This window comes from Pseudonocardia abyssalis, from assembly GCF_019263705.2.
GTDB classification, from domain to species: Bacteria; Actinomycetota; Actinomycetes; order Mycobacteriales; family Pseudonocardiaceae; genus Pseudonocardia; species Pseudonocardia abyssalis.
The window spans coordinates 1,895,320-1,919,245 of the sequence record NZ_JADQDK010000001.1; the positions used below are offsets into that span (position 1 = coordinate 1,895,320).

24 protein-coding genes are annotated in these 23,926 nt (G+C 75.2%); 9 read left to right on the forward strand and 15 right to left on the reverse strand.

Going from position 1 to position 23,926, the window contains the following annotated elements; translation table 11 throughout:
• Position 1 precedes the first annotated feature (1 nt).
• Genes I4I81_RS09080 through I4I81_RS09090 form a run of 3 tightly spaced genes read left to right on the forward strand, consistent with a single transcriptional unit; the run spans position 2 to position 3,541 of the window.
• Complete coding sequence (locus tag I4I81_RS09080; RefSeq protein WP_218602490.1) at positions 2-526, forward strand: gluconokinase; 525 nt, start codon at positions 2-4, stop codon at positions 524-526.
• 5 nt (positions 527-531) lie between these two features.
• The gene (locus tag I4I81_RS09085) at positions 532-1,992 is read left to right on the forward strand and encodes a GntT/GntP/DsdX family permease (protein ID WP_218602498.1); all 1,461 of its coding nucleotides are present in this window, start codon (positions 532-534) and stop codon (positions 1,990-1,992) included.
• 13 nt (positions 1,993-2,005) lie between these two features.
• Entirely contained in the window at positions 2,006-3,541 is a 1,536-nt protein-coding gene (locus I4I81_RS09090) for a YibE/F family protein (protein WP_226363844.1), read from the forward strand.
• A gap of 34 nt (positions 3,542-3,575) precedes the next feature.
• On the opposite strand, the gene I4I81_RS09095 is transcribed toward I4I81_RS09090, so the two are convergent.
• The 3 genes from I4I81_RS09095 to I4I81_RS09105 are packed head-to-tail and all read right to left on the reverse strand — an operon-like array spanning position 3,576 to position 6,065.
• Complete coding sequence (locus tag I4I81_RS09095; RefSeq protein ID WP_218602489.1) at positions 3,576-4,118, reverse strand: class I SAM-dependent methyltransferase; 543 nt, start codon at positions 4,116-4,118, stop codon at positions 3,576-3,578.
• Entirely contained in the window at positions 4,111-5,373 is a 1,263-nt protein-coding gene (hisS, locus tag I4I81_RS09100) for a histidine--tRNA ligase (RefSeq protein WP_218602488.1), read from the reverse strand. Before hisS ends, I4I81_RS09095 begins: the two co-directional genes overlap by 8 nt.
• Positions 5,370-6,065, reverse strand: a complete 696-nt coding sequence (locus I4I81_RS09105) for an MBL fold metallo-hydrolase (RefSeq protein ID WP_218602487.1) — start codon at positions 6,063-6,065, stop codon at positions 5,370-5,372. Before I4I81_RS09105 ends, hisS begins: the two co-directional genes overlap by 4 nt.
• A gap of 68 nt (positions 6,066-6,133) precedes the next feature.
• On the opposite strand from I4I81_RS09105, the gene I4I81_RS09110 reads away from it, so the two are divergent.
• Genes I4I81_RS09110 through I4I81_RS09120 form a run of 3 tightly spaced genes read left to right on the forward strand, consistent with a single transcriptional unit; the run spans position 6,134 to position 9,110 of the window.
• Positions 6,134-6,988: a peptidylprolyl isomerase gene (locus I4I81_RS09110; RefSeq protein ID WP_218602486.1), complete on the forward strand. Its 855-nt coding sequence runs from the start codon at positions 6,134-6,136 to the stop codon at positions 6,986-6,988.
• Between the two features lie 6 nt (positions 6,989-6,994).
• Positions 6,995-8,521 (forward strand): carboxylesterase/lipase family protein, encoded by a 1,527-nt coding sequence (locus I4I81_RS09115; RefSeq protein WP_218615956.1) that lies wholly within the window; start codon positions 6,995-6,997, stop codon positions 8,519-8,521.
• A 16-nt stretch (positions 8,522-8,537) separates the two neighbouring features.
• A complete protein-coding gene (locus I4I81_RS09120; RefSeq protein ID WP_218616548.1) occupies positions 8,538-9,110 on the forward strand; it encodes a DUF4232 domain-containing protein in 573 nt (190 codons plus the stop codon).
• Between the two features lie 49 nt (positions 9,111-9,159).
• Here the strand turns inward: I4I81_RS09120 and I4I81_RS09125 are convergent, their stop codons facing one another.
• From I4I81_RS09125 to ruvC, 11 genes are all read right to left on the reverse strand, one after another.
• Positions 9,160-9,336: an HAD hydrolase-like protein gene (locus tag I4I81_RS09125; protein ID WP_218615957.1), complete on the reverse strand. Its 177-nt coding sequence runs from the start codon at positions 9,334-9,336 to the stop codon at positions 9,160-9,162.
• Positions 9,312-9,746, reverse strand: coding sequence for an HAD family hydrolase (locus tag I4I81_RS09130; protein ID WP_218615958.1), 435 nt, complete (start codon positions 9,744-9,746; stop codon positions 9,312-9,314). The genes I4I81_RS09125 and I4I81_RS09130 overlap by 25 nt, the downstream gene beginning before the upstream one ends.
• Positions 9,743-9,871 carry a hypothetical protein gene (locus tag I4I81_RS31140; RefSeq protein WP_267460901.1) on the reverse strand — a complete coding sequence of 43 codons (129 nt, stop codon included), beginning with the start codon at positions 9,869-9,871 and terminating at the stop codon, positions 9,743-9,745. Before I4I81_RS31140 ends, I4I81_RS09130 begins: the two co-directional genes overlap by 4 nt.
• A gap of 318 nt (positions 9,872-10,189) precedes the next feature.
• The gene (locus I4I81_RS09135; protein ID WP_226363845.1) at positions 10,190-12,520 is read right to left on the reverse strand and encodes a RelA/SpoT family protein; all 2,331 of its coding nucleotides are present in this window, start codon (positions 12,518-12,520) and stop codon (positions 10,190-10,192) included.
• A 19-nt stretch (positions 12,521-12,539) separates the two neighbouring features.
• The gene (locus tag I4I81_RS09140; RefSeq protein ID WP_218606177.1) at positions 12,540-13,088 is read right to left on the reverse strand and encodes an adenine phosphoribosyltransferase; all 549 of its coding nucleotides are present in this window, start codon (positions 13,086-13,088) and stop codon (positions 12,540-12,542) included.
• On the reverse strand, positions 13,085-14,284 hold the full coding sequence (gene secF / locus I4I81_RS09145) for a protein translocase subunit SecF (RefSeq protein ID WP_218606176.1): 1,200 nt from the start codon (positions 14,282-14,284) through the stop codon (positions 13,085-13,087). The genes I4I81_RS09140 and secF overlap by 4 nt, the downstream gene beginning before the upstream one ends.
• Position 14,285: 1 nt before the next feature.
• The gene (gene secD, locus I4I81_RS09150; RefSeq protein ID WP_218615959.1) at positions 14,286-16,049 is read right to left on the reverse strand and encodes a protein translocase subunit SecD; all 1,764 of its coding nucleotides are present in this window, start codon (positions 16,047-16,049) and stop codon (positions 14,286-14,288) included.
• Between the two features lie 58 nt (positions 16,050-16,107).
• Positions 16,108-16,455 (reverse strand): preprotein translocase subunit YajC, encoded by a 348-nt coding sequence (gene yajC / locus I4I81_RS09155; protein WP_218604842.1) that lies wholly within the window; start codon positions 16,453-16,455, stop codon positions 16,108-16,110.
• Between the two features lie 54 nt (positions 16,456-16,509).
• Positions 16,510-17,535: a Holliday junction branch migration DNA helicase RuvB gene (gene ruvB / locus I4I81_RS09160; RefSeq protein ID WP_218604843.1), complete on the reverse strand. Its 1,026-nt coding sequence runs from the start codon at positions 17,533-17,535 to the stop codon at positions 16,510-16,512.
• 177 nt (positions 17,536-17,712) lie between these two features.
• Positions 17,713-18,312 carry a Holliday junction branch migration protein RuvA gene (gene ruvA / locus I4I81_RS09165; RefSeq protein WP_218604844.1) on the reverse strand — a complete coding sequence of 200 codons (600 nt, stop codon included), beginning with the start codon at positions 18,310-18,312 and terminating at the stop codon, positions 17,713-17,715.
• Positions 18,313-18,429: 117 nt separating this feature from the next.
• Complete coding sequence (ruvC, locus tag I4I81_RS09170) at positions 18,430-18,996, reverse strand: crossover junction endodeoxyribonuclease RuvC (protein WP_218604845.1); 567 nt, start codon at positions 18,994-18,996, stop codon at positions 18,430-18,432.
• Positions 18,997-19,181: 185 nt separating this feature from the next.
• Between ruvC and I4I81_RS09175 the strand changes: the two genes are divergently transcribed.
• The 3 genes from I4I81_RS09175 to I4I81_RS09185 all read left to right on the forward strand — a co-directional run bounded on the left by I4I81_RS09175 (position 19,182) and on the right by I4I81_RS09185 (position 20,920).
• Complete coding sequence (locus tag I4I81_RS09175; protein WP_226363846.1) at positions 19,182-19,766, forward strand: class I SAM-dependent methyltransferase; 585 nt, start codon at positions 19,182-19,184, stop codon at positions 19,764-19,766.
• A 97-nt stretch (positions 19,767-19,863) separates the two neighbouring features.
• Complete coding sequence (locus I4I81_RS09180; RefSeq protein ID WP_218604846.1) at positions 19,864-20,367, forward strand: molybdenum cofactor biosysynthesis protein; 504 nt, start codon at positions 19,864-19,866, stop codon at positions 20,365-20,367.
• Positions 20,368-20,458: 91 nt separating this feature from the next.
• Positions 20,459-20,920, forward strand: coding sequence for a DUF3237 domain-containing protein (locus I4I81_RS09185; protein WP_218604847.1), 462 nt, complete (start codon positions 20,459-20,461; stop codon positions 20,918-20,920).
• 13 nt (positions 20,921-20,933) lie between these two features.
• Here I4I81_RS09185 and I4I81_RS09190 read toward each other — a convergent pair whose 3' ends face one another.
• Positions 20,934-23,924 carry an AfsR/SARP family transcriptional regulator gene (locus I4I81_RS09190; RefSeq protein ID WP_218615960.1) on the reverse strand — a complete coding sequence of 997 codons (2,991 nt, stop codon included), beginning with the start codon at positions 23,922-23,924 and terminating at the stop codon, positions 20,934-20,936.
• Between the last annotated feature and the right edge of the window lie 2 nt (positions 23,925-23,926).

Here is a 23,926-nt window from a genome sequence, read left to right on the forward strand (position 1 = left end):
CATGGACCGACAGACCCTGGTGGTGATGGGCGTCTCCGGCGTCGGCAAGACGTCCGTGGCGCAGGAGCTCGTGGCGCGCACCGGGTGGGCCTTCGCCGAGGGCGACGACCTGCATCCCGAGGCCAACCGGCGGAAGATGGCGGCCGGCCATCCCCTCGACGACGACGACCGGTGGCCGTGGCTGCACCGCATCGCCGACCGGATCGGTGCACAGGAGGAGGCCGGGCTCGGCGCCGTCATCACCTGCTCGGCGCTCAAGCGGCGCTACCGCGACCTGTTGCGCGACGGTCACCCGTCGGTGCGGTTCGTGCACCTGCTCGCCCCGCCCGAGCTGGTCGAGCAGCGGATCACCGCCCGGAAGGGGCACTACATGCCGCCGTCCCTGCTGGCCAGCCAGCTCGCCGCGCTGGAGCCCCTGGAGGACGACGAACCGGGCGTCGAGGTCGACACGACGGGCGACCCGGGCACGGTCGCCGATCGGGCGCTCGCCCTGCTCGGGCACTCGACCGAAGGGGCCGCGTCGTGATCTCCCTGCTCGCCCAGGACGCCGCCGCACCGACGGCCGGCGCCGGGCAGCTCGTCACCGCCGCGCTGCTCGGCATCGCGGTCATCGTCGTGCTGATCTCGTGGTTGCACGTCCACCCGTTCCTCGCGCTGCTGCTCGGGTCGGCCGTGCTCGGCGTGACCGGCGGGCTCGGGCCGTCCGGCACGATCGACAGCTTCACCGACGGCGTCGGGTCCACCGTCGGGGGCGTCGGCGTGCTCATCGCGCTCGGCGCCATGATCGGGGGGCTGCTCGCCGACTCCGGCGGGGCCGACCGGGTGGTCGAGTCGGTCACCTCGCGGTTCGGCCCGCGCGGGCTGCCGTGGGCGATGGCCGGGGTCGCCGCACTGATCGGCCTGCCGCTGTTCTTCGAGGTCGGGGTCGTGCTGCTGGTGCCGGTCGTGCTGCTCGTCGCGGCACGCGTCGGGGTGCCGGTGCTCGCGGTCGGCATCCCCGCGCTCGCCGGACTGTCGGTGCTGCACGGCCTGGTGCCCCCACACCCCGGTCCGCTGGTCGCCATCGACGCCCTCGGTGCCGACCTCGGCCTGACGCTGGCGTTCGGGCTGCTGGTCGCGGTCCCGACGGTGATCGTCTCCGGGCCGCTGCTGGCGAGGTTCGTCGTGCGGTGGGTACCCCTGCCCGCCGCCACCGTCCCGACGGCGGCCGCGTCGTCGACGGGTGACGACCGGCCGGCCGACAAGCCGGGCGCCGCCACCGACCCTGCCACGCCCGCCGGCACCGCCACGCCCACCGGCACCGCCACGCCCACCGGCACCGGGCGCAAGGTCGGCGTCGGATCGGCGATCGCCGTCGTGCTCACGCCCGTCGCCCTGATGCTGATCCGTGCCGTCGCCGAGGTCCTCCTGCCCGAGGGGGACTCCGTGCGCGGGGCGCTGGAGGTCGCGGGCGAGCCGGTGGTCGCACTGCTCGCGGGCGTCCTGCTGGCGATGGTCGTGCTCGGCGCCCCCGCCGGGCTCGACCGCCGCGCGATCTCGGCGTCCGTCGGCGGCGCGCTGCCGGCGATCGCGGGCATCCTGCTCATCGTCGGCGCGGGCGGCGGGTTCAAGCAGACCCTCATCGACGCGGGCGTCGGCGACCTCGTCGGCAGCTACGCCGAGGGCGTCGCGCTCTCCCCGTTGATCCTCGGCTGGCTCGTCGCCGTCGGGATCCGGGTGGCCACGGGGTCGGCGACGGTCGCGACGATCACCGCGGCCGGCATCGTCGCGCCGCTCGCGGCGGGCCTCGACGCCCCGGTCGTCGCGCTGCTCGCGCTCGCGATCGGGGCCGGTTCGCTGTTCTTCTCCCACGTCAACGATGCCGGGTTCTGGCTGGTCAAGGAGTACTTCGGGCTCACGGTGGGGCAGACGCTCAAGAGCTGGTCGCTGATGGAGACGGTGATCTCGGTCGTCGGGCTCGCGGGGGTGCTGCTGCTGTCGCTCGTCGTCTAGGGAGGATGACGGGGTGAGAGCCGCCGACCCCCCGACGCCCGGCGAGCGCCGCCGGGCAGCGGACACCGGCGGGGACGCCGTGACCGACGAGCTGCCGGTCCTCGGCCGACCCACCCCGCGACGGCCGACAGGCGGCCGCGAGGAGCCGAAGCGGGAGGAGCCGAAGCGGGAGGAGCCGGCGCACCCGGTCGAGCATCGGGATGCCGACCCCTCGCGCGACCTCACCGGCCGGGCGACCGGGCGACCCGACGGGCGGACGGCCGGGCGGACCGACCAGGACACCGCGGACGACCACGAGCCCGCGGCCCCGGACGGTAGGGCGACCCCGGCAGGACGGGCGACGCGGCAGCGCGCCCGCTCGGCCCCCGCCGCCGTCGGCCACGGCCACTCCCACGGGGGGCCCGCCGCACCGGCCGGTCGCCGGGTGCGGATCCTCATCGCCGCCCTTCTCGTGCCGTGCGCGCTGGCCACGCTGGTCGGGGTGGCGCTGCTGTGGCCGGGTGGCCCGGCGATCGCCCCGCCCGCCACCGCCCAGCAGCCGGTGCAGGGCGAGATCACCGCGGCCCGGGCCACCGACTGCTCCCCCGGCTCGGGCGAGGGCGGGTGCGTCGCGCTCGTCGTCCGGATGACCGACGGGCCGCTGCCCGGCCGCGATCTCGTACAGGTCGTGCCGGTCGAGCCCGGCACCCCGACGTTCGGCGTCGGCGACGACATCGTCCTCGGCTACTCCGGTGGGGACGCCACCGATCCGGGCTCCTACCAGGTCGTCGACTTCCAGCGCAGCGGCGCGCTGGTGTGGCTCACCGTGCTGTTCGCCGCCGCGGTCGTGCTGTTGGGCCGGTGGCGCGGCCTCGCGGCCCTCGGGGCGCTGGTGCTGAGCTTCGTGGTGCTGCTGGGGTTCGTGCTGCCCGCGATCCTGGCCGGCGCCAACCCCCTCGCCGTCGCCGTCGTCGGGTCCTGCCTGATCATGTTCGCGGTCCTATACCTGACGCACGGCCCGTCCGCCCGGACCTCGACGGCCGTGCTCGGCACACTCGCCTCACTGGCCCTGATCGGCGTGCTCGGCTCACTGTTCTCCGCGGTCGCCCGGCTCACCGGGCTCGACGACCAGACCACCACCCTGATCGCGTCGCTCGGCACCGGCGTCGACGCGCGCGGCCTGCTGCTGGCCGGCGTCGTCATCGGGGCGCTCGGCGTGCTCGACGACGTCACGGTCACCCAGACCAGCGCCGTCTGGGAGCTGCGCCGCGCCGACCCCGACATGAGCACCGCCGGGCTGTTCACCGCGGCCATGCGGATCGGGCGCGACCACGTCGCCTCGGCCGTCAACACCCTCGTGCTCGCCTACGCGGGCGCGTCCCTGCCGTTGCTGCTGTTGTTCTCCCTGTCCGGGCAGTCCCTGGGTGACGTCGCCACCTCGCAGGCGGTGGCCACGGAGATCGTGCGGACGCTGGTGGGCAGCATCGGTCTGGTGGCGTCGGTCCCGATCACCACGGCACTGGCCGCGGTGGTGGCGCGCCGCGAGACCCCCGAGGCGCTGCGGATCTGACGACCTGCGGATCCGACGACCTGCGGATCCGACGTCACTCGCGGCGCCGCGCCACCAGCGTCGCCTCGCCGCCACCCTCCGCGATCGCGAGGGGCACCAGGTCGGCGAACGCCGCGACGAGCTCGCCCGGGGCCGCGCGGAACTGTCCGCCGGAGTCACCCACCTCCGACAGCACGGTGATCACCAGCAGACCCCCGGGGGCCAGTGCCGCGGCGAGCGCCGGGTAGAGCGACGGCTCGCGGTAGCGCTGGCAGACCACCAGGTCGTAGGGCCCGGCCACCGGCAGCCCCGTGGTGAGGTCGTGCGCGATCCAGGTGACGCCGGGCGCGAGCGCCGCCCCGGCCGCCAACCCGACCGGCGAGACGTCCACCGCGTCGACGGCGAACCCGCGTCCCGCCAGCCACGCCGCGACCCCGCCGCGCCCGCACGCGACGTCGAGCGCGCGACCACCGGCGGGCAGCAGGTGCTCGCGGCCGCGTACGGCGTCGGGCGGCATCGGGACCACCGGCCCCGCGACGGCGTGGCGGGCGTCCCAGCGGGACGCATCGGCTCCGGGTACCGCGTCGGGCTCAGGCATCGAGCAGCGTCACCAGCTCGTCGACGACCGAGTCGAGGGCGACGGACCGCTGCTCCCCCGACACCAGGTCCTTCACCCCGACGGTGCCGGCATCGAGGTCGCGGTCGCCGAGCACGAGGGCGTAGCGGGCGCCGGAGCGGTCGGCCGACTTCATCGCGCCCTTGAGCCCGCGCCCGCCGTAGGCCAGGTCGACGCGTACGCCCGAGCGGCGCAACGCCCCGGCGAGCACGACGAGCCGGCGCTTCGCCGCGTCGCCCAGCGGCACCCCGAAGACCTCGACCCGCGCGTCCGACCAGGGTGTGACGCCCTCGGCCCGGCAGGCGAGCAGCGTGCGGTCGACGCCGATCCCGAAGCCGACGCCGGACAGCGGCTGCCCGCCGAGCGTCTCCATGAGCCCGTCGTAGCGCCCGCCGCCGCCGATGCCGGACTGCGCGCCGAGCCCGTCGTGGACGAACTCGAAGGTGGTCTTCGTGTAGTAGTCGAGCCCGCGCACCATCCGCGGGTTCTCGACGTACTTCACGCCGAGGTCGTCGAGGTGGGCGAGCGCCGCCGCGTGGTGCTCGGCGGCCGCCGGGGACAGGTGGTCGACCAGCAGCGGGGCGTCGGCCGTCAGCGCGCGCACCTCCGGCCGCTTGTCGTCGAGCACGCGCAGCGGGTTGAGCTCCGCCCGGGCGCGGGTGGCGTCGTCGAGCGGCAGCCCGGCGAGGAACTCCTGGAGGAGCCCGCGGTACGCGGGACGGCAGTCGGCGTCGCCGAGCGAGGTGATCTCCAGGCGGTAGCCGGTGAGGCCGAGCGAGCGGAAGCCCTCGTCGGCGACGGCGATGACCTCGGCGTCCAGGGCCGGGTCGTCGACGCCGATCGCCTCGACGCCCACCTGCTGCAGCTGCCGGTAGCGCCCGGCCTGCGGGCGCTCGTACCGGAAGAACGGGCCCGCGTAATAGACCTTGACCGGGAGCCCGACGCGGTCGAGCCCGTGCTCGATCACCGAGCGGACGACGCCCGCCGTGCCCTCCGGGCGCAGCGTCACCGAGCGGTCGCCGCGGTCGGCGAAGGTGTACATCTCCTTGCTGACGACGTCGGTCGACTCCCCGACGCCCCGCGCGTAGAGCCCGGTGTCCTCGAAGACCGGCAGCTCCAGCAGCCCGTAGCCCGCGCGGGTCGCGGACCCGACGAGGGTGTCGCGGACGCAGGCGAACGCGGCGGAGTCGGGCGGGGTGTACTCGGGGATCCCCTTGGGCGCCGCGAAGGTGCTCACAGCCCGCGCCCCGGGACCGGCAGCCCCTGCAGGAACGGGTTCGACGCCCGCTCCCGCCCGATCGTCGTGGTCGCCCCGTGCCCGGGCAGGACCAGCGCGTCGTCGGAACGGGTGAGGAGCTTGTCGCGCAGGCTCGCGAGCATCTGGCCGTGGTCACCACCCGGGAGGTCGGTGCGCCCGATCGACCCGGCGAACAGCGTGTCGCCCGCGATGATCACCTCGGCGCCCTGCCCCTCGTCGGCGGCCGAGGTCGGCGTGAAGATCACCGACCCGCGGGTGTGGCCCGGGGTGTGGTCGACGCGCAGCGTGAGCCCGGCGAGGTCGAGCGAGGACCCGTCGGTCATCTCCTCCACCGACTTCGGCTCCCGCATCTCCAGCCGCCCGCCGAAGAACGCCGCGGACTCCCTCGACAGCCCCTTCATCGGGTCGGCGAGCATCTCGCGGTCCTCGGGATGGATCCACGCGGCGATGTCGTGGCCGTCGCAGACCGGGGTGACGCTGAACGTGTGGTCGAAGTGCCCGTGCGTGAGCAGCACGGCGACCGGGGTCAGGCGGTGCTCGGCGAGCAGAGCGTCGAGGGGCTCCACGGCGTCCTGGCCGGGATCGACCACGACGCACGCCTCCCCCGGACCCGACGCCACGACGTAGCAGTTGGTCTGGAACGAACCTGCGGGAAATCCGGCAACGAGCACCCGACCAGCGTAGAGCCCGGTGCTCCTGGATATCGTGGCGGCCGATCGGTGGACACGGAGGTGCACGGGTGGCGACCAACCAGATGCGGCGCGAGGCGGCCAAGCGGAAGCTCGAGCGTCAGCAGGAGCGGCGGGTCCAGCAGGACAAGCGCCGCAAGCAGGTCGCCGTGTTCACCTCGGTGGCCGTGGTGGTCGTGGTCGTCGTCGGGATCGTGCTGTTCACGACGCTGTCCGGGGGCGAGGACGCCCCTGCGGCCGCCGACCCGGCGTCGACGGCCGTCACCCCGGCGGAGATCCCCACCGAGGCCGTCGCGCTCCCGGTCCGCCCCGAGCCGCTGCCGAACCCCACGACGTGCACGTTCACCCCCGACGGCAGCGCGGCGGCCAAGCCCGTGCAGCCGCCGGCCGGCACCGACGTCAGCAGCACCGGCACCGTCGCGGTGACGCTGCAGACCGGCGCCGGGGCCATCCCGCTGACGCTGGACAAGGCCCTCGCGCCCTGCACCGTCGACAGCTTCGTGAGCCTCGCGCAGCAGGGGTACTTCGACCGGTCCCCGTGCCACCGCCTCACCACCGACCCGGGCCTGCAGGTGCTGCAGTGCGGCGACCCGACCGGCACCGGCCAGGGCGGCCCCGGCTACACCGTCCCCGACGAGTTCTTCGACGGCCTCACCTACGGGCGCGGCATCCTCGCGATGGCCAACACCGGCCAGCCGAACACCGGCGGCAGCCAGTTCTTCATGGTCTACGGCGACGGCGAGCTCCCGCCGCAGTACACCGCGTTCGGCTCGATCGACCCCGCCGGACTGGAGGTCGTCGACACGATCGCCCGCGCCGGGCACGACGGGTCGCTCGACCCCTCGCCGGGCGGCGGCGCCCCCGTCGAGCCGGTCGTGATCGAGACGGCCACGATCGCCGGCTGACCCGCCGTGCACCTGCGGGCGATCGCGTGCGCGCTGCTCGGCGCGCTCGTGGTGTCCGCGTGCGGCGCGGGCCCGCCGGTCGGCGAGACCGTCCGCGTCGAGCAGGGCGAGCTGCGGGGCCGCACCGACGGCGACGTCCTGCGCTTCGGCGACGTCCCGTACGCCGCCCCGGCGCAGCGCTGGGTCGCCCCGGCCCCGCCGGCGGCATGGGACGGCGTCCGCGACGCCACCGGTCCCGGGTCCCGCTGCCCGCAGACCGCCGCCGCACCGGACGTCCCGCACGCCACCGCGGCGAGCGTCGACGAGGACTGCCTCACCCTCGACGTCACCGTCCCCACCGGCACCCCGGCCGACGCGCGGCTGCCGGTGCTGGTGTGGCTGCACGGCGGCGGGTTCTCCGCGGGGGCGGGGGCCGACTACGACCCGCGCCGCCTCGCCCGCGCCGGGCTCGTCGTCGTCACCGTCAACTACCGGCTCGGGATGCTGGGGTTCCTCGCCCTGCCCGGCCTGGCGGGGTCGGGCACGTTCGGGCTGGCCGACCAGCAGGCCGCGCTCGGCTGGGTGGCCCGCAACGCCGCCGTGTTCGGCGGCGACCCCGCACAGGTGACGCTGGCCGGGGAGTCGGCCGGGGCCGACGGGGTGTGCGCGCAGCTCGCCGCCCCCGCGGCCGCCGGGCTGTTCGCGCGCGCGGTGATGCAGAGCGGCGGGTGCGGCACCGCCAACCTCCTCGACGTCATCGGGCCGGGCACCGGCCCGGCGGGCGACACCTGGAAACTCCTCGACGTCGCCGAGGAGCTGGGGACGGACACCGCCGAGGCGTTGGGCTGCGGCGGCCGACGCCCGCTGGAGTGCCTGCGCACCCGGCCCGTCGAGCAGCTGGTCGGTGCGCCCGGCTACTGGAGCCCGGCCACCGGAACACCCCTGCTCCCCCGACGCCCGTCCGACGTGCTCACGACGATGCCGCCCGTCCCGATCCTCGCCGGCACCACCCGTGACGAGGGCACCCTGTTCACGAACGCGTTCCTGCCGACGCTCGACCCGTCGACGTTCCGCACGCTGCTCGCCCGCGCGGGCGGCGACCGGGCCCGTGACGTCGGCCGCACCTACTCCCCCGGTGACCGCACGCCGTCGCGCGTCTGGGCCGCCGTCGTCACCGACCGCGCGTACGCGTGCCCCGCACTCGACACCTACGCCGCCCTCGCCGGCCGCGGCCCCGTCTTCGCCTACGAGTTCGCCGACATTACGGCCCCGTCCCCGTTCGCCGCACTCGCCCCCGACCTGGCCGACGGTGTCACGCACGGCGCCGAGGTGCCCTATCTGTTCGACCTGCGCCCGGGCGTCACGCTGACGGCGGCGCAAGGGGGCACCGCCGCCGAACTGGTGACGGCGTGGGCCCGGTTCGCCCGCTCCGGTGACCCCGGCTGGCCCGCCTGGACCGGCGGCGGCACCGTCCGCACGATCACCGCGGGTGCGCCCGCGGATCACCCGGCCGGGGACATCGCCGCGGAGCACCACTGCGGCATCTGGCGGTAGCCTCGGCCCCGTGATCATGCTACGGAGCCTGCTCCTGCCCGCCCTGCTGCTGACGCTGGCGGGCTGCGGCGGCGCGCCGGCGGCCCCGGCCCCCACCACGGAACCCGCGCCCACGACGACGAGCGCCGCCGCGACCACCACCCCGCCCACGGGCGAGGTCGCCCGCTGCGTCGCCGCCGACCTCCGCGCGGGCCTGGGCGAGGCGTCCGGCGAGGGCCAGCGCACGGTGTCGATCGTCTACCGCAACGTCTCCGACCGGCCGTGCGAGGCGCGCGGTGTGCCCGGAGTCGACCTCCGGGGCCCCGACGACCCCAACGGCCCCGTCTACTCGGTGCTGCGCCAGGAGGCCGACGGTGCGGGCGCGACGCTGGAGCCCGGGGGCTCCGTCTCCGCCACGCTCACCTACCTGACCGACAGCGACGGCTCCGTCGGCACGCTGGGCTCGACGGGCTGGGTGCCCACCGAGCTCGTGACCACCCCGCCCGGCGACACCTCCCAGCTCACCGTGCCGTGGAACGGCGACACGGTCCTGCGCCAGGACGGGGCCACCCGCCCCGGCACCTACGTGGGCCCGCTCGCCGCGTCCTGACGCGGGGCGACCCCGTCCAGGACCACCACCAGCTCGAACAGCGAGTCGATCACCGCGCCCGCCCGGCCCCGCGCAGGGCGGCCGCGGGCCGGTGCCCCCCGGTGACGTCCACCGCCTCGAACCCGGCCCGCAGCGCGCCCCGCACGTCGTACTCGGTGTCGCCGACGTAGACCGCACGGGTCCGCAGCCCGCGCACCGCGCTCAGGTGCGCCGCCTTGTCGGCCACCCCGCCCCGGACGGACCCGAGCCAGCGCCCCGGCCCGGCCGCGTCGACGTCGGTCCGCACCGCGGCGAGCCCACCGCGATCGGGTCCAGCGCCGCCGACACCACCCCGGTGAGCGCGCCGTGCCCCACCAGTTCGGCGAGCACCGCCGCCGCCTCGGATCGGGGTTCCGCCGGTGCGGCGGCGAGCGCGCGGTTCCGCTCGTCCTCCGCCGCATCGGCGTCGACCACCCCGAGCCCGGCCAGCCGGCCGGCGAGCGGGAGGGAGAACCCGTCCCGGAACCGCTCCTCCGTGAGCCCGGCCGGCCCCCGGGCGGTGAGGACCGTGTTGGTGGCCCCCACCGCCCGCGCGACGTCGGACATGATCGTGTCGTTCCGGTCGAACACGACCAAGGTGTCGCCGTAGCGGCTCACGCGCCGGCCACCATCGCCTCCGGGACCGGCTCGGCGGCCGTGCCCAGGTTCCGCCCCGAGTCGGGGTCGAACACGTGCACCTGCGCCGGATCGCACGCCGGCGGCACGGTCTCCCCCACCGTCACCCGGAGGTCGGGGGTGGGTGCGGGCGCGCAGGATGTGGCCGTCGAGGTCGAGGGGCAGGATCGTCGACGGGCCCTCGTGCTCCACCAGCACCCGGGCCGCCGCCCGCCACCGGAACCGATCCCGGCGAACCGGCGCGGGCGTCCCCGGCTCCCGGTACCGTCCCCGGCTCCCGGTACCGTCCCCGGCCGTGACCACGCCCGACCTCACCCCGCGCGTCCGACGGGTGGAGGAGGACGTCACGGCGATCGCCGACACCGTCATCGGGATCAGACACACCGTCGACGGCCGCGCGGCTCGAGCCACGCCGACCCCGGGGCTCAGCCCGCGCTGGTCACCCGGTAGACGTCGTAGACGCCCTCGACGTTGCGCACCACCTTCAGCACGTGCCCGAGGTGCTTCGGGTCGCCCATCTCGAAGCTGAACCGCGACACCGCGACCCGGTCGCGCGATGTGGTGACCGACGCCGAGAGGATATTGACCTTCTCGTCGGCCAGCACCTTCGTGATGTCGGACAGCAGCCGGTGCCGGTCGAGGGCCTCGGCCTGGATCGCGACCAGGAACACCGAGCCCGCCGACACCGACCAGGCGACGTCGATGATCCGCTCGGAGCGGCTCTGCAGCTCCGCGGCGTTCGTGCAGTCCGTGCGGTGCACCGAGATCCCGCCGCCGCGGGTGACGAAGCCCAGGATGTCGTCGCCGGGCACGGGGGTGCAGCAGCGGGCGAGCTTCGTGTAGAGGTCGGCCAGGTCGGCGGAGTCGCCCCGGACCACGACCCCGGCGTCGCCGGTGGCGCGCCGGGTCCGGACCGTCGACGGGGTGGCCCGCTCGGCGAGCTCCTCCTCCGCGTCCTCGATCCCGCCCAGCAGCGCGACGAGCCGCTGCACGACGTGCCGCGCGCTCGCGTGACCCTCGCCGACCGCGGCGTAGAGCCCGGACAGGTCGGGGAAGTGCAGCTCCCGCGACAGCGCGGCCATCGAGTCGGCGGAGACGAGCCGCTGCAGGGGCACACCGGTGCGGCGGGCCTCACGGGTGATCGCGTCCTTGCCGTTCTCGATCGCCTCCTCGCGGCGCTCCTTCGCGAACCACTGCTTGATCTTGGTGCGGGCGCGCGGGGACGCGGCGAACGCGAGCCAGTCGCGCGACGGCCCGGCCCCCTCCGCCTTGGAGGTGAAGATCTCGACGACGTCGCCGGACTCCAGCTTGCGCTCCAGCGCCACCAGCCGGCCGTTGACCCTGCTGCCGATGCAGCGGTTGCCGACCTCGGTGTGCACGGCATAGGCCAGGTCGACGGGCGTGGAGCCGAGCGGCAGCGTCAGCACGTCGCCCTTCGGCGTGAAGACGAAGATCTCCTTGGTGCCCAGGTCGAAGCGCAGCGACTCCAGGAAGTCGCCGGGGTCGGCGGCCTCCCGCTGCCAGTCGAGCAGCTGGCGCATCCACGACATGTCGTCGACCTCGACGGTCGATCCCGCGTGCGACGCCGCGCCGTTCTTCTGTGCGGTCTCCTTGTAGCGCCAGTGCGCCGCGATGCCGTACTCCGCGGTGCGGTGCATCTCCGCGGTGCGGATCTGGCACTCCAGCGGCTTGCCGTCGGGCCCGATCACCGTGGTGTGCAGCGACTGGTAGACCCCGAACCGCGGCTGCGCGATGTAGTCCTTGAACCGCCCGGGCATCGGCTGCCACAGCGCGTGGACCATGCCCATGGCCGCGTAGCAGTCGCGCACGTCGTCGACCATGATCCGCACGCCGACGAGGTCGTGGATGTCGTCGAAGTCGCGGCCCTTGACGATCATCTTGCGGTAGATCGACCAGTAGTGCTTCGGCCGGCCCTCGACGGTCGCGGCGATCCGCGCGGAGTCGAGCTGGGCGGTGACCTCGTCGATGACCTGCTTGAGGTACGTGTCGCGCGACGGGGCGCGGGTGGCGACGAGCCGGACGATCTCGGAGTACTTCTTCGGGTGCAGGATCGCGAAGGACAGGTCCTCGAGCTCCCACTTGACCGTGGCCATCCCGAGCCGGTGCGCGAGCGGCGCGAAGACCTCCAGGGTCTCGCGCGCCTTCTTCGCCTGCTTCTCCGGCGGCAGGAACCGCATGGTGCGCATGTTGTGCAGCCGGTCGGACAGCTTGATCACCAGGACGCGGGGGTCGCGGGCCATCGCGACGATCATCTTGCGGATCGTCTCGGCCTCGGCCGCGTTGCCGTACTCGACCTTGTCGAGCTTCGTGACGCCGTCGACGAGCTGGGTGACCTCCTCGCCGAAGTCGGCGCGCAGGCGGTCGAGCGAGTAGTCGGTGTCCTCGACGGTGTCGTGCAGCAGCGCCGCGACCAGCGTGGTGGTGTCCATGCCCAGCTCGGCGAGGATCGTGGACACCGCGAGCGGGTGCGTGATGTACGGGTCGCCGGACTTGCGCTTCTGGCCCTCGTGCTTGGCCTCGGCGACGTCGAACGCGCGCTGCAGCAGTGCGAGGTCGGCCTTGGGGTGCACGGTGCGGTGGACGCTGGCCAGCGGCTCCAGCACCGGCGCGACGACGGCGACGCGCTGCGGCGTCATCCGGCGGGCGATCCGGGCCCGGACACGGCGGGTGGCCGAGGGCTTGGCGGGGCCGTCCGGGGTGGGGACCGGGGGCGCTGCCGGCTGGACGTCGGTCACCTCGGTGAGGATAGACGCTCTAGGCGTGCAGGAGCGCGTGCACCGGCAGCGGCGCCAGCGCCTGGCGCCCGGACAGCGCGGTGAGCTCCAGCAGCGCCCCGAACCCGATGACCTCGGCCCCCGCGTCGGCGAGCAGGGCGACCGTGGCCGCCGCCGTGCCGCCGGTGGCCAGCACGTCGTCGACGACGAACACGCGCGCGCCCGGCGCCACGGTGTCGGCGGGCAGCTCCAGGGTGGCGGTGCCGTACTCGAGGTCGTAGGTGCGCGATCCGGCGACGCGCGGCAGCTTGCCCGCCTTGCGCACCGGGATCATCCCGACACCCGCGACGAGCGCCACCGCGGCCCCGAGCAGGAACCCCCGCGCCTCGATGCCGGCGACGACGTCGGCCTCCCCCACGCACGCCGCCAGCTCGGTCGCGACGGTGGTGAACGCGCGGGCGTCGGCGAAGACCGGGGTGAGATCCTTGAACAGGATCCCGGGGCCCGGGTAGTCGGGGACGTCGTGGACGAGCCCGAGGACGTGGGTGAGCGAGCCGTCCTCGTCGAGGTCGGGGTCGGCGACGGTCACGTGCGCCGACGTCCGGTGGGCCGGTTGGCCTGCGGCCGCTGCGCAGGCGCCTTGCCCGGACGCGACGGCACCCCGGACGCGGCCGTGAGCGCCTTCTCCTTGCGCAGCTCGGTGGCCAGCACGGCGTCGTCGCCGACTCCCGGTTCGCCGACGCCCGGGTCGCCGACGTCCGGGTCGCCGGCGCCCGGGGCGGCGGCGCGCAGTCGGCGCATCCGCACCCGCTCGGCCTGCTCGCGGACCTTCGGGTCGCGCAGCTTGAGGTCGACGAGCAGCGGCGTGGCCAGGAGCAGCGAGGACACGGCACCGGCGATGATGCCGACCATCTGCACCAGCGCGAGGTCGGCCAGCGTGCCGACGCCGAGCACCCCGACGCCGATCACCAGCAGGCCCAGCACCGGCAGCACCGCGATCAGCGAGGTGTTGATCGAGCGCATCAGCGTCTGGTTCAGCGCGAGGTTCGCCGCCTCGGCGTAGGTGCGGCGGGAGAGCCCGAGCAGCCCGCGGGTGTTCTCCTTGACCTTGTCGAACACCACGACGGTGTCGTAGAGCGAGAAGCCGAGGATCGTCAGCAGGCCGATCACCGTGGACGGGGTGACCTCGAACCCGATGATCGAGTAGATGCCCGCGGTGACGACGACGTCGTGCACCAGCGCGACCAGAGCCGCGATCGCCATGGAGCGCTCGAAGTAGAACGCCAGGAACACCGTGACCAGCACGAGGAACACCGCGAGCGCGATGACGGCCTGTCGGGTGATCTGGTCGCCCCAGCTGCCGCTGACCGCGCTGTCGCTGATCGCGGTCTGCGTCGGCGTACCGTCCGGCCCGACCGGGGCGAACTCGGCGAACAGGGCGTCCTTGAGTGTGACGAGCTGCGCGGCGTCGAGCGTCTCGGAGCGGATCTGCACCGACTGCGCCGCCCCGGTGCCGGCGACCTGCACGGCGGCCGGCTCCTCGCCGACGGCCCGCTCGTAGACCGCCCGGACGGACTCGACGTCGACCGGGGTCGTCGTGCCCGACGTCGGGAACTGGATCTGGGTGCCGCCGGTGAAGTCGATGCCGAGGTTGAAGCCCCGGATCGCGATCGACAGGATGCACACGAGCACCAGCACGCCGAACGCGACGTACCAGGTCTTCCGCCGGCCGACGACGTCGAACGCGCCGGTGCCGGTGTAGAGCCGGGCGAACACGCTGGGCATGTCAGGCCCCCTTCGTGGTGGAGACGCGACGTCCGGACGCGGCGGCGGTGGCCTTCTTGTGCTCGGCCCCCATCCGCGCGGCGGAACCGAGGCCGGAGAACTTGGAGCTGCCGAACACCTTGTTGTTCGACGCCAGCGCGACCAGCGGGTGCGTCACGAGGAACACGACGACGAGGTCGAGGACCGTCGACAGGCCCAGGGTGAACGCGAAGCCCTTCACCTGCCCGACCGCGAGCACGTAGAGCACGACGGAGGCCAGGAAGCTGACGGCGTCGGCGGCGAGGATCGTGCGCCGCGCGCGCACCCAGGCCCGCGGGACGGCGGAGCGGAACGTCCGGCCCTCCCGCATCTCGTCCTTCAACCGTTCGAAGAAGATCACGAACGAGTCGGCCGTGATCCCGATGGCGACGATGAACCCGGCCACGCCCGCGAGGTCGAGGGTGAACCCGATCCAGCGCCCGAGGAGCACCAGCACGGCGTAGACGACCGCCCCGGACAGGATCAGCGACAGAATCGTCAGCAGTCCGAGCACGCGGTAGTAGGCGAGGCAGTAGAGGAAGACGAGCAGCAGACCGACGCCGCCCGCGATCAGGCCGGCCTGCAGGGAGGCGAGCCCGAGCGTGGCCGAGACCGTCTGCGCCTCCGACGAGGTGAACGACAGCGGCAGCGAGCCGTAGCGCAGGATCCCGGCGAGGTCCTGGGCCTCCTCGGGGGTGAACTGGCCCTCGATCCGGGTGTCGCCGTAGATCGCGGAGTTGATCCGCGGGGCGGAGACGACCTCGCCGTCGAGCACGAACGCGGCGTTCTTGCCGATGTTCGCCGAGGTGTACGCGCCCCAGGTGGCGGCACCGCTGGTGGTGAACTGGACGCTCACGACGGTGCCGATGCCGCCCTGCGCGGGCTGGGCCTGGGCCCCGGCGATCTCGGTGCCCTCCAGCAGGATCGGGGCGAGCACGTACTTCGCGGTGCCGTCGACGTCGCAGGCGACCAGCGGCAGAGTCGGGTCGTCATAACCGCGCAGCGGGTCGTTCGCGGTGCAGTCCAACGTGGCGAGGGCCTGCTGCTGCACGGCCGGGTCGGTGCTCTGCCGCAGGGCCCTGGCCTCGTCGATGGCCGCGGCCAGCTCGGGGTCGGCCGGGGCGTCCGGGATGTCCGCCGCGGGGGCGTCGGGGGCGGGAGTCGGTTCCGGCGTGGGGCCGGGCGTCGGCGCCGTCAGCGGGGTGGTCTGCGCGACGGGGGCCACGTCGGTCTCGACGACCGGGAGGCCCGCGCCCTGCGGCGTCCCCGTCGGGGCGGCGGGGTCGGCGGGGTCGGCGGGGGCGACCTCGGCAGGCGCGGCCGGGTCGCTGGGTACCGCCGGGGCCGTGGCGGGCGCCGGGGCGGCGGCGACGGGGCCGCCGACCACCTCGCGGATGCGCAGCTGCGCGGTCTGGCCCAGCGACCGGGCCTGCTCGCCGTCGTCGCCGGGAACGGTGATCGTCAGGTTGTTGCCGTCGAGCACCACCTCGGAGCCACCGACACCCAGCCCGTCGACGCGCTGCTGGATGATCGCCTGCGCCTGCAGCAGCTGGTCGCGCGGGGCCTGCGCCCCGGTCTCGGTGCGTGCCTCCAGCGTGACGCGGGTGCCGCCCTGCAGGTCGATGCCGAGCTTGGGCGTGATGGCGCCGTCACCGGTGAAGAACACCAGCGAGTACAGGACGGCGATCACGCCGACGAACGACGCGAGGTAGCGCCAGGGGCGGATCTGCCCCGGGGTGGTGGCCACGGTGGTCTCTTCCTGACGTCACGCCGCGGCCGGTGGCCGCGGCGGGGGTTTCAGCCGCTCAGCTCTGGGTGGCGCCGTTGGAGTCGTTGTCCTTGACCAACGACGGCGGGGCGTCGTCGTTGGTCAGGGCGTCGGCGGGCTCGGACGCCACGACCTTCTCCCGGACCGAGCCCCGCACCCAGGTGGTGATGACGTCGTCGGCGATCTCCAGGTCGACGGTCTCCTTGTAGGAGACGTCGACGACCGTGGCACGCAGGCCGGAGGCGGTGACGACGATGTCGCCGACCACCAGGTCGGACTGCATCTGCTGCATCTCCGCCATCTGCCGGCGCTGCTTGCGCCCCGACAGGAAGATCGGGATGAACAGCAGCAGGATGAACAGGGGGAACAGCTGCGAGAGGTCCATGGTCTCCGTATCTCCGCACGTCGTCGGCCGGTGGGTGAGTCTGCCAGCCCGGCCTCAGAACAACGGCGGAGGGCCACCCGGGAGGACGTCCGGCGGAGCGGTGAGGCCCAGATGGGCCCACGCGGACGCCGTGGCGACCCGCCCTCGTGGCGTCCGGGCGAGCATGCCGGCCCGGACGAGGTAGGGCTCGCAGACCTCCTCGACGGTACCCGGCTCCTCCCCCACCGCGACGGCCAGCGTCGAGACACCCACCGGGCCGCCGCCGAAGGACCGCACCAGCGCGCCGAGCACGGCCCGGTCGAGGCGGTCCAGGCCGAGCTCGTCGACGTCGTAGACGGCCAGTGCGTCGCGGGCGACCGCCCGGGTGACCCGGCCGTCGGCCCGGACCTCCGCGAAGTCCCGCACACGGCGCAGCAGCCGGTTCGCGATGCGGGGCGTGCCGCGGGAGCGCCCGGCGATCTCCTCGGCACCGTCGGGGTGCAGGTCGACGCCGAGGATCACCGCGGCGCGGCGCAGCACCCGCTCCAGCTCGTGCGGCTCGTAGAACTCCATGTGCGCGGTGAACCCGAACCGGTCGCGCAGCGGACCGGTCAGCGCACCGGACCGCGTCGTGGCCCCGACCAGGGTGAACGGGGCGATGTCGAGCGGGATGGACGTCGCGCCCGGGCCCTTGCCGACGACGACGTCGACCCGGAAGTCCTCCATCGCGAGGTAGAGCATCTCCTCCGCGGGACGGGCGATCCGGTGGATCTCGTCGATGAACAGGACGTCGCCGGGGGCGAGGTTGGACAGCATCGCGGCGAGGTCACCCGCCCGCTCCAGCGCCGGGCCCGAGGTGAGGCGCACCGCGGCCCCCAGCTCCTCGGCGACGATCAGCGCGAGGCTCGTCTTGCCCAGCCCGGGAGGCCCGGACAACAGGATGTGGTCGGGCGGGGTCCCCCGGCCCTGCGCGCCCTGCAGCACCAGCTCCAGCTGCTCGCGCACGCGGGGCTGCCCGATGAACTCGGTGAGGTTGCGGGGGCGCAGGGAGGCGTCGACCTCGACGTCCTCGGGCTCGGCGGCGGCGCTCAGCTCACCCACGGCCGCCGCCCCCTGCTCCGCGCACCGCTACGCACCGGTCCGGCCGACCCCGCAGACCTGCGGGCCTCGCACCGACCGCCGGCGCTCTGCGCGGCGACCGCGGGGTCTGCGAGGTGCTCACCGGAGACGTGCTCCCGCAGGACGCGCTCGCCGATGTCGTGCTCACGGGGGATGTGCTCACCGGGACCGGCCCAGGCTGCCGAGCGCCGCACGCAGCAGCGTCGCGGCGTCGGCGTCGGCGTCGCGGGCCAGCGCGGCGTCCACCGCGGTCTCCGCGGTCTTCGGGGTGAAACCCAGCCCGACCAGTGCCTCCACGACCTCGTCACGACGGGTGCCGGTGACGGGCGTGGGCAGCGTCGCAGCCGGCGCGGCGGCGGTGGCCACGACCTTGTCCTTGAGCTCCAGCACCATCCGCTGCGCGACCTTCGGGCCGATGCCGGGCACCCGCGTCAGCACCTTGGTGTCGCCGTCGAGCAGGGCGCGGACGACGTCGTCGGGGGTGAGGACGGCGAGCGTGGCCAGTGCGAGCCGCGGCCCGATGCCCGCGACGGACTGCAGCAGCCCGAACAGCTCCCGCTGGTCGGCGTCGGCGAACCCGAACAGCGTCAGCGAGTCCTCGCGCACCACCAGCACCGTCGACAGGCGCGCCTGCTCACCGCGGCGCAGCCCGGCCAGCGTGTTGGGGGCGGCGACCACCGCGAGCCCCACCCCGCCGACCTCGACGACGGCGTGGTCGAGCGCGATCTCCAGCACCTCACCCCGCACCGACGAGATCACGGTGACATCCCTCCTGGTCGCTTGCTGGTCACTGGCCCGCAGGCTCGCACACACCGTCCGCGGGTCGCACACAGGTCCGGTCCCGTGTGCGAGCCCCCGACCCTCCGTGCGAGCCGGCTACCTCGCCGCCCGCGCCGCCGCCGCGAGACGGGCGCGGTGCGCCTTCGCCAGCTCGTCGGACCGCACCTTGGCCTGCGCCATCCGCTCCATCATCGGGGCGCGCCAGCAGTGGCAGATCGCCAGGGCCAGTGCGTCGGCGGCGTCGGCGGGGCGCGGGGCCTGCGCCAGCCCCAGCACCTTGGTGACCATGATCGTCACCTGTTCCTTGCCCGCGCGGCCCTCCCCCGTGACGGCCGCCTTCACCTCGCTCGGCGTGTGGAACGCGACCGGCAGCCCGGCCCGGGCGGCGAGCAGAGCCACCACCCCACTGGCCTGCGCGGTGCCCATCACCGTGCGCACGTTGTGCTGGCTGAACACCCGCTCGATCGCGACGACGTCGGGCCGGTGGCGCTCGATCCACCGCTCCACCTCGGCGCCGACGGCGAGCAGGCGCTGCTCCAGCGGCAGGTCCGGCGCGGTCCGCACCACGTCGACGGCGACGGCGCGCACCGTACGCCCGGACGCGCCGTCGACGACCCCGAGGCCGCACCGCGTCAGCCCCGGGTCGACTCCGAGCACCCGCACCTGGTTCCCCCTCCGCGAACACCTGTTCGACGACGGAGGCTACCGGCGCCCCGGCCCGGGACCGCGGGGGCACGCCGGAGCGCGCCGGTCTGGTCCTGCCCGACACCCGTCCCGACCGCGACGACCTCACCCCGGGCACGCACTGGGTCACCGGCCGTTCACCCGCGCCCCCTACGGTCCGGTCCGTGTCCGACCGCCACGTCCTGTTCCGCGAGTTCCTCCGCGCCCCCACCCGCGTCGCCACCGTCACCGCCAGCTCCGACGCGCTGGTCGCGGCGATGCTCGCCCCGCTGGACCTCGGCGACGACCCGACGGTCGTGGAGCTGGGGGCGGGGACCGGCCGCGTCACCGACGCCCTCGTCGCCCGGCTCGGCGGCCGCGGCCGCCACGTCGCCGTCGAGCTGAACCCGGAGCTGGCGCGGCGCCTCGCCGCTCGCCACCCCGGCGTCACCGTCGTCTGCGCCGACGCCGGGCGGCTCCCCGGGGTGCTGCGCGAGCACGGGATCGACCGCGTCGACGCCGTGTCCAGCCTGCTGCCCTGGATCGCCTGGCACGCCCCGATCGCCGACCTGGCCGCCGCCGCACTGACCCCGACCGGCACGTTCACCCAGGTCACGCTGCTGCCGACGACCTGGATGCCACCGGCCCGCCGCCAGGAGCACGCCGTGCGGGCCCGGTTCGCCGAGGTCTCCCTCAGCCGCCCGGTGTGGGCGAACCTGCCCCCGGCCCGGGTGCTGGTCGCCCGCCGGCCCCGGCCGGGCACGACCTGATCTCGGTGCGGCTGCACAGCCGCACCATCGTGCTGCTGCCCGATCCCGACCCACCGGCGACGAGGATCCGGCGGGGTCGTTCCGTACGCTCGGGGGAATGCACGTGGAGATCGTCGCGCTGCACACCTCGCCCGTCCACGCCTACTCCGGACGTCCCGGCGACGGCCCCCTCCCCGACCCGGACGGCGGCGCCCACGACCGCATCGAGGTCCGCGCCGGGCTCGGGGTCGTCGGCGACCGCTACTTCGGCCATCCGGCGCACCGCACCGCGTCGGTCACCGTGCTCGCCGTCGAGTCGCTGGAGCACATGGCCGCGGAGCTGGACCTGGCCGCGGTGCCGGACCCGCTGCGGACCCGCCGCACGATCGTCCTGCGAGGCTTCGCCGTCGACGACCTGCCGCGCGGTTCCGAGTTCTCGCTCGACTCCGGCGACGGCCCGGTCCGCTTCCGCGCCCACCGTCCGGCGAACCCGTGCGCCTGGATGGACGTCGTGCTGGCGCCCGGGGCCTTCCGCGCCCTGCGCCACCGGGGCGGGATGCGCTGCGAACCGCTCACCGACGGCGTGCTGGGCCTCGGCCCGGCCGTCCTGGGCCATGGCTGATCCGGAGGCCGCTCACGCCCGCGCAACCGACGCGCAACCTCGTGGGGCGACCCTGCCGGAGTCCGTGACTCCCGCCGCCGAGAGGTGCACCGTGCCCACACTGATCCACGAGTTCGATTACCACGTCGACGTGGGCGGGGTCGCCGACGTCGGGACCGGCCCGTACGGCCACCGGATGATCGCCGCCGGGTCCGGCGGGAAGGTCGTCGGCGACCGCCTCACCGGGACGATCGCCCCGTCGGCAGGCGGCGACTGGCTCCTGCTGGGCCAGGACGGCTACGGGCGGCTCGACGTCCGCAACACCGTGCTCACGGCCGACGGCGCCTGCGTCTACATCCAGCTGCACGGTCTCGTCGAGCTGACTCCTGCGGTCCTGGCCGTCTTCGCGGGTGGTGCCGTCCCGACCGACTTCGGCGGGCAGTACTTCGTCACCACACCCCGCCTCGAGACCGGTGACGAGCGGTACGCATGGGTCAACCGGGTCCTGTTCGTCGCCGAGGCGCGGATCCTGCCCGGCCCGTGCATCGACTACCGGGTGTTCCGCGTCGGGTAGCTCCTGGGGCCGGTCAGCGCCGCAGCCGGGCCGCACGCACCTCCGCGACCAGGTCCGGTACGGGGACCGCGGCTCCCGCCGCGGCCTCCCGCCCGTAGGCCTCGGGGCCGAGCCCGGCGAGCATGCTGCGGCGGGTCGCGGCCACGACGTCACCGAGCACCCGCACGCCTGCGTCGTCCTCGGTGCGGGCGGCGCGGACCGCGCCGCCCGCACCGAGGAGCCGGGCCGCCACCCGGTGGTCACCGGACCGGGCGGCCAGCACCGAGACCACCTCGAAGGTCTCGGCCCGGAACTGCAGGTTGCCGAGGCGGTGCTGGAGGTCGAGTAGCTCGGCGACGACGTCGCGCGCGATGTCGTCCTCCCCGCACAGGACGTAGGTCTGCGCCGCGCGCACGAGGGCCATCACGTGCACACCGGGCAGCGGGAAGTCCCGGGCCGACGCCAGAGCCCGCCCCGCCACGGCCGAGGCCTCCGCAGGGTCGGCCCCGGCGAGCAGCGGCGCGAGCGCGGCGAGGGCGTGCGGGCGCACCAGGTCGTCGTCCCCGGACAGATCGACCGCCCGGGCGAACTCGGCCCGGGCCGCCGCGGCGTCGCCCGCTCCCATCGCGAGCCATCCGAAGCTGTAGCTGCACCACCCCGCGCTGCTGCGCGGCACGGCCCAGCGCAGCGCGTCGAGATAGCCGGCCCGGGCCCCGTCCCGGTCGCCCCGCAGCATCCGGAACTCCGCGTGGAAGTAGCGGACCCAGAACCGGCAGGCGTCGTCGTCGGCCTCCTCGGCCAGCTCCGCGGCCCGGACGAACAACCGCACCGACCGTTCCGGGTCACCGACCTCCCACCACCGCAGCAGCACCGCCAGACCGACCACGCACTCGCACCGCGCGACGGCGTCGGTACCCGGGCCGTCCACCACGGCCTGGAGCCAGCCCACCGCCTCGGCGCGTCCCGCGGCCCACGCCCAGTGCACCCACAGCCCGCTGAGCAGCAACAGGGCGCCGTCGTGGTCGCCGTCGGCCAGCGCCGAGGCGACGGCGGCGCGGAAGTTCTCCTCCTCGGCGGCGACCCGGCGGTGCCACAGCGCGGAGTCCCAGCCGGCCCCCCACACCCGGCGCTGCTCGCGGGCCGATCCGACGTAGTGCGCACGGTGCCGGGCCCGGACCGACCCGACCTCCCCCGCGTCGGACAGCCGCTCGGCGGCGAAGCCGCGCACGGTCTCCAGCAGCACGAAGCGGACCTCGCCGCGGCGGCGCCGGGTGCTCACGACCGACTTGTCCACGAGCCGCGAGACCAGCTCCGCGACCCGGCCCGCGTCCCCGCCGTCGCCGGCGACCGCCGCGGCCGCGTCGAGGTCGAAACCCGCGGCGAACACCGCCAGCCTGCGCAGCACGACCTGCTCGTCGACGCTGAGGAGGTCGTGGCTCCACTCGATCGCGCCCCGCAGCGTCCGCTGCCGCGGCGATGCGGTCCGGTGCCCCGCGGTGAGCAGGGTGAACCGGTCGTCGAGCCGGGCCGCGACCTGCTCGGCGGACAACACGCGCATCCGCGCCGCGGCGAGCTCCAACGCGAGCGGGATGCCGTCGAGGCGACGGCAGATGCGGGCCACCGCGGCGGCGGTGCCCGCGTCGAGCTCGAAGTCGGCGGCCGCCGCGCGGGCCCGCTGCCGGAACAGCACGGCGGCGTCGGAGCCCGCGAGGTCCGCCACCGCCACCGCGTCCGGCGCCGGCAGCGACAGCGGCGGGACGACCCTGGTCACCTCCCCGGCCAGCCCCAGCGGCTCACGGCTGGTGGCGAGGACCGTGAGCCGGGGACAGCGCCGGCGCAGCGCCTCGACGGCGCGGGCGACGGCGCCGACGACGTGCTCGCAGTTGTCGACCACCAGCAGCAGGGGCCGGTCACCGAGTCGGCCGGCGATGCGCTGCACGATCGCCGCGGGCGTGCCGGCGCCCGCGGTGGCGACGCCGAGCGCTGTCGCGACCTCGCCGAGCACGGTCCCGTCGCCCGCCGCCCGGTCGAGCGGGGCCAGCTCGACGAGCCGGACGCCTCCGTCGTGGGCGGGTGCGGCGTCGGTGGCGAGCTGCAACGCCACCCGGGTCTTCCCGACTCCCGCCACGCCGGTCAGCGTGAGCAGCCGGGTCCCGGCCAGCAGCCCGGCCAGCTCCGCCAGCACGGCCGACCGGCCGACCAGCGGGGTCGGCGCCGTCGGCAGGTCCGGGACCGCGGCGTGGTCGGCGGGACCCGGACCGCCGTCCGCGGCCAGCAGCGGGTCCTGCCGCAGGATCCGCGCCTGCAGCTCCACCAGCGCCGGGGTCGGTGCGACGGCCAGCTCGTCGCGGAGCAGCGCGTGCACCGTCCGGTAGGCGGCCAGCGCGTCGGCCTGCCGGCCGCAGCGGTAGCGCGCCAGCATCAGCTGGCCCCAGGCCCGCTCGCGCAGCGGGTGCGCGAGCACCTGCCCCTCGGCCCGGTCCAGCGCGTCCGCGGTCAGCCCGGCGCGGAGCTCGGCGTCGACGAGGTCCTCCACCGCCGAGGCCCGCGCCTCCTCCAGGCGGTGTGCGGGGGCGCGGGCGAACCCGTGCCCGTCGAGCTCGGCGTGGGCGGGTCCCCGCCACAGCGCGAGGGCGTCGCGCAGCGTGCCGACCGCGGCGGCGGCGTGTCCGGCGGCGAGCTGCTCGCGACCCCGCGCCAGCCCGCGCTCGAACCGGACCGCGTCGATCGCGGCCGGGTCGACCGTGAGGACGTACCCGCCGCCGCGGGGGGCGAGGCGGTCCCCGGCGGGCCCGAGCGCGCTGCGCAGCCGGGAGACCAGACTGCGCAGCGTCACCCGGACGCTCGGTGGCACCTCGCCCGCGGCCCACAGCAGCTCGGTCAGCGCGTCGGTGCCGACCGGCCGGTTGTCCTGTACCGCGAGGGCGGCCAGCAGCAGGCGCTGCTTGCGGCTGCCGATCCGTACCGCACACCCGTCGACCCACACCTCCAGCGGACCGAGCACCCGGACCTCGACGTCGGACACCG

What these genes read in the sequence shown, in the direction of transcription:
- I4I81_RS09180 (WP_218604846.1), top strand. Translation starts at nt 19,864, where the DNA reads ATGCACGTGGAGATCGTCGCGCTGCACACCTCGCCCGTCCACGCCTAC.
- I4I81_RS09120 (WP_218616548.1), top strand. Translation starts at nt 8,538, where the DNA reads ATGCTACGGAGCCTGCTCCTGCCCGCCCTGCTGCTGACGCTGGCGGGC.
- I4I81_RS09095 (WP_218602489.1), bottom strand. Translation starts at nt 4,118, where the DNA reads ATGCCTGAGCCCGACGCGGTACCCGGAGCCGATGCGTCCCGCTGGGAC.
- yajC (WP_218604842.1), bottom strand. Translation starts at nt 16,455, where the DNA reads ATGGACCTCTCGCAGCTGTTCCCCCTGTTCATCCTGCTGCTGTTCATC.
- I4I81_RS09080 (WP_218602490.1), top strand. Translation starts at nt 2, where the DNA reads ATGGACCGACAGACCCTGGTGGTGATGGGCGTCTCCGGCGTCGGCAAG.
- secF (WP_218606176.1), bottom strand. Translation starts at nt 14,284, where the DNA reads ATGCCCAGCGTGTTCGCCCGGCTCTACACCGGCACCGGCGCGTTCGAC.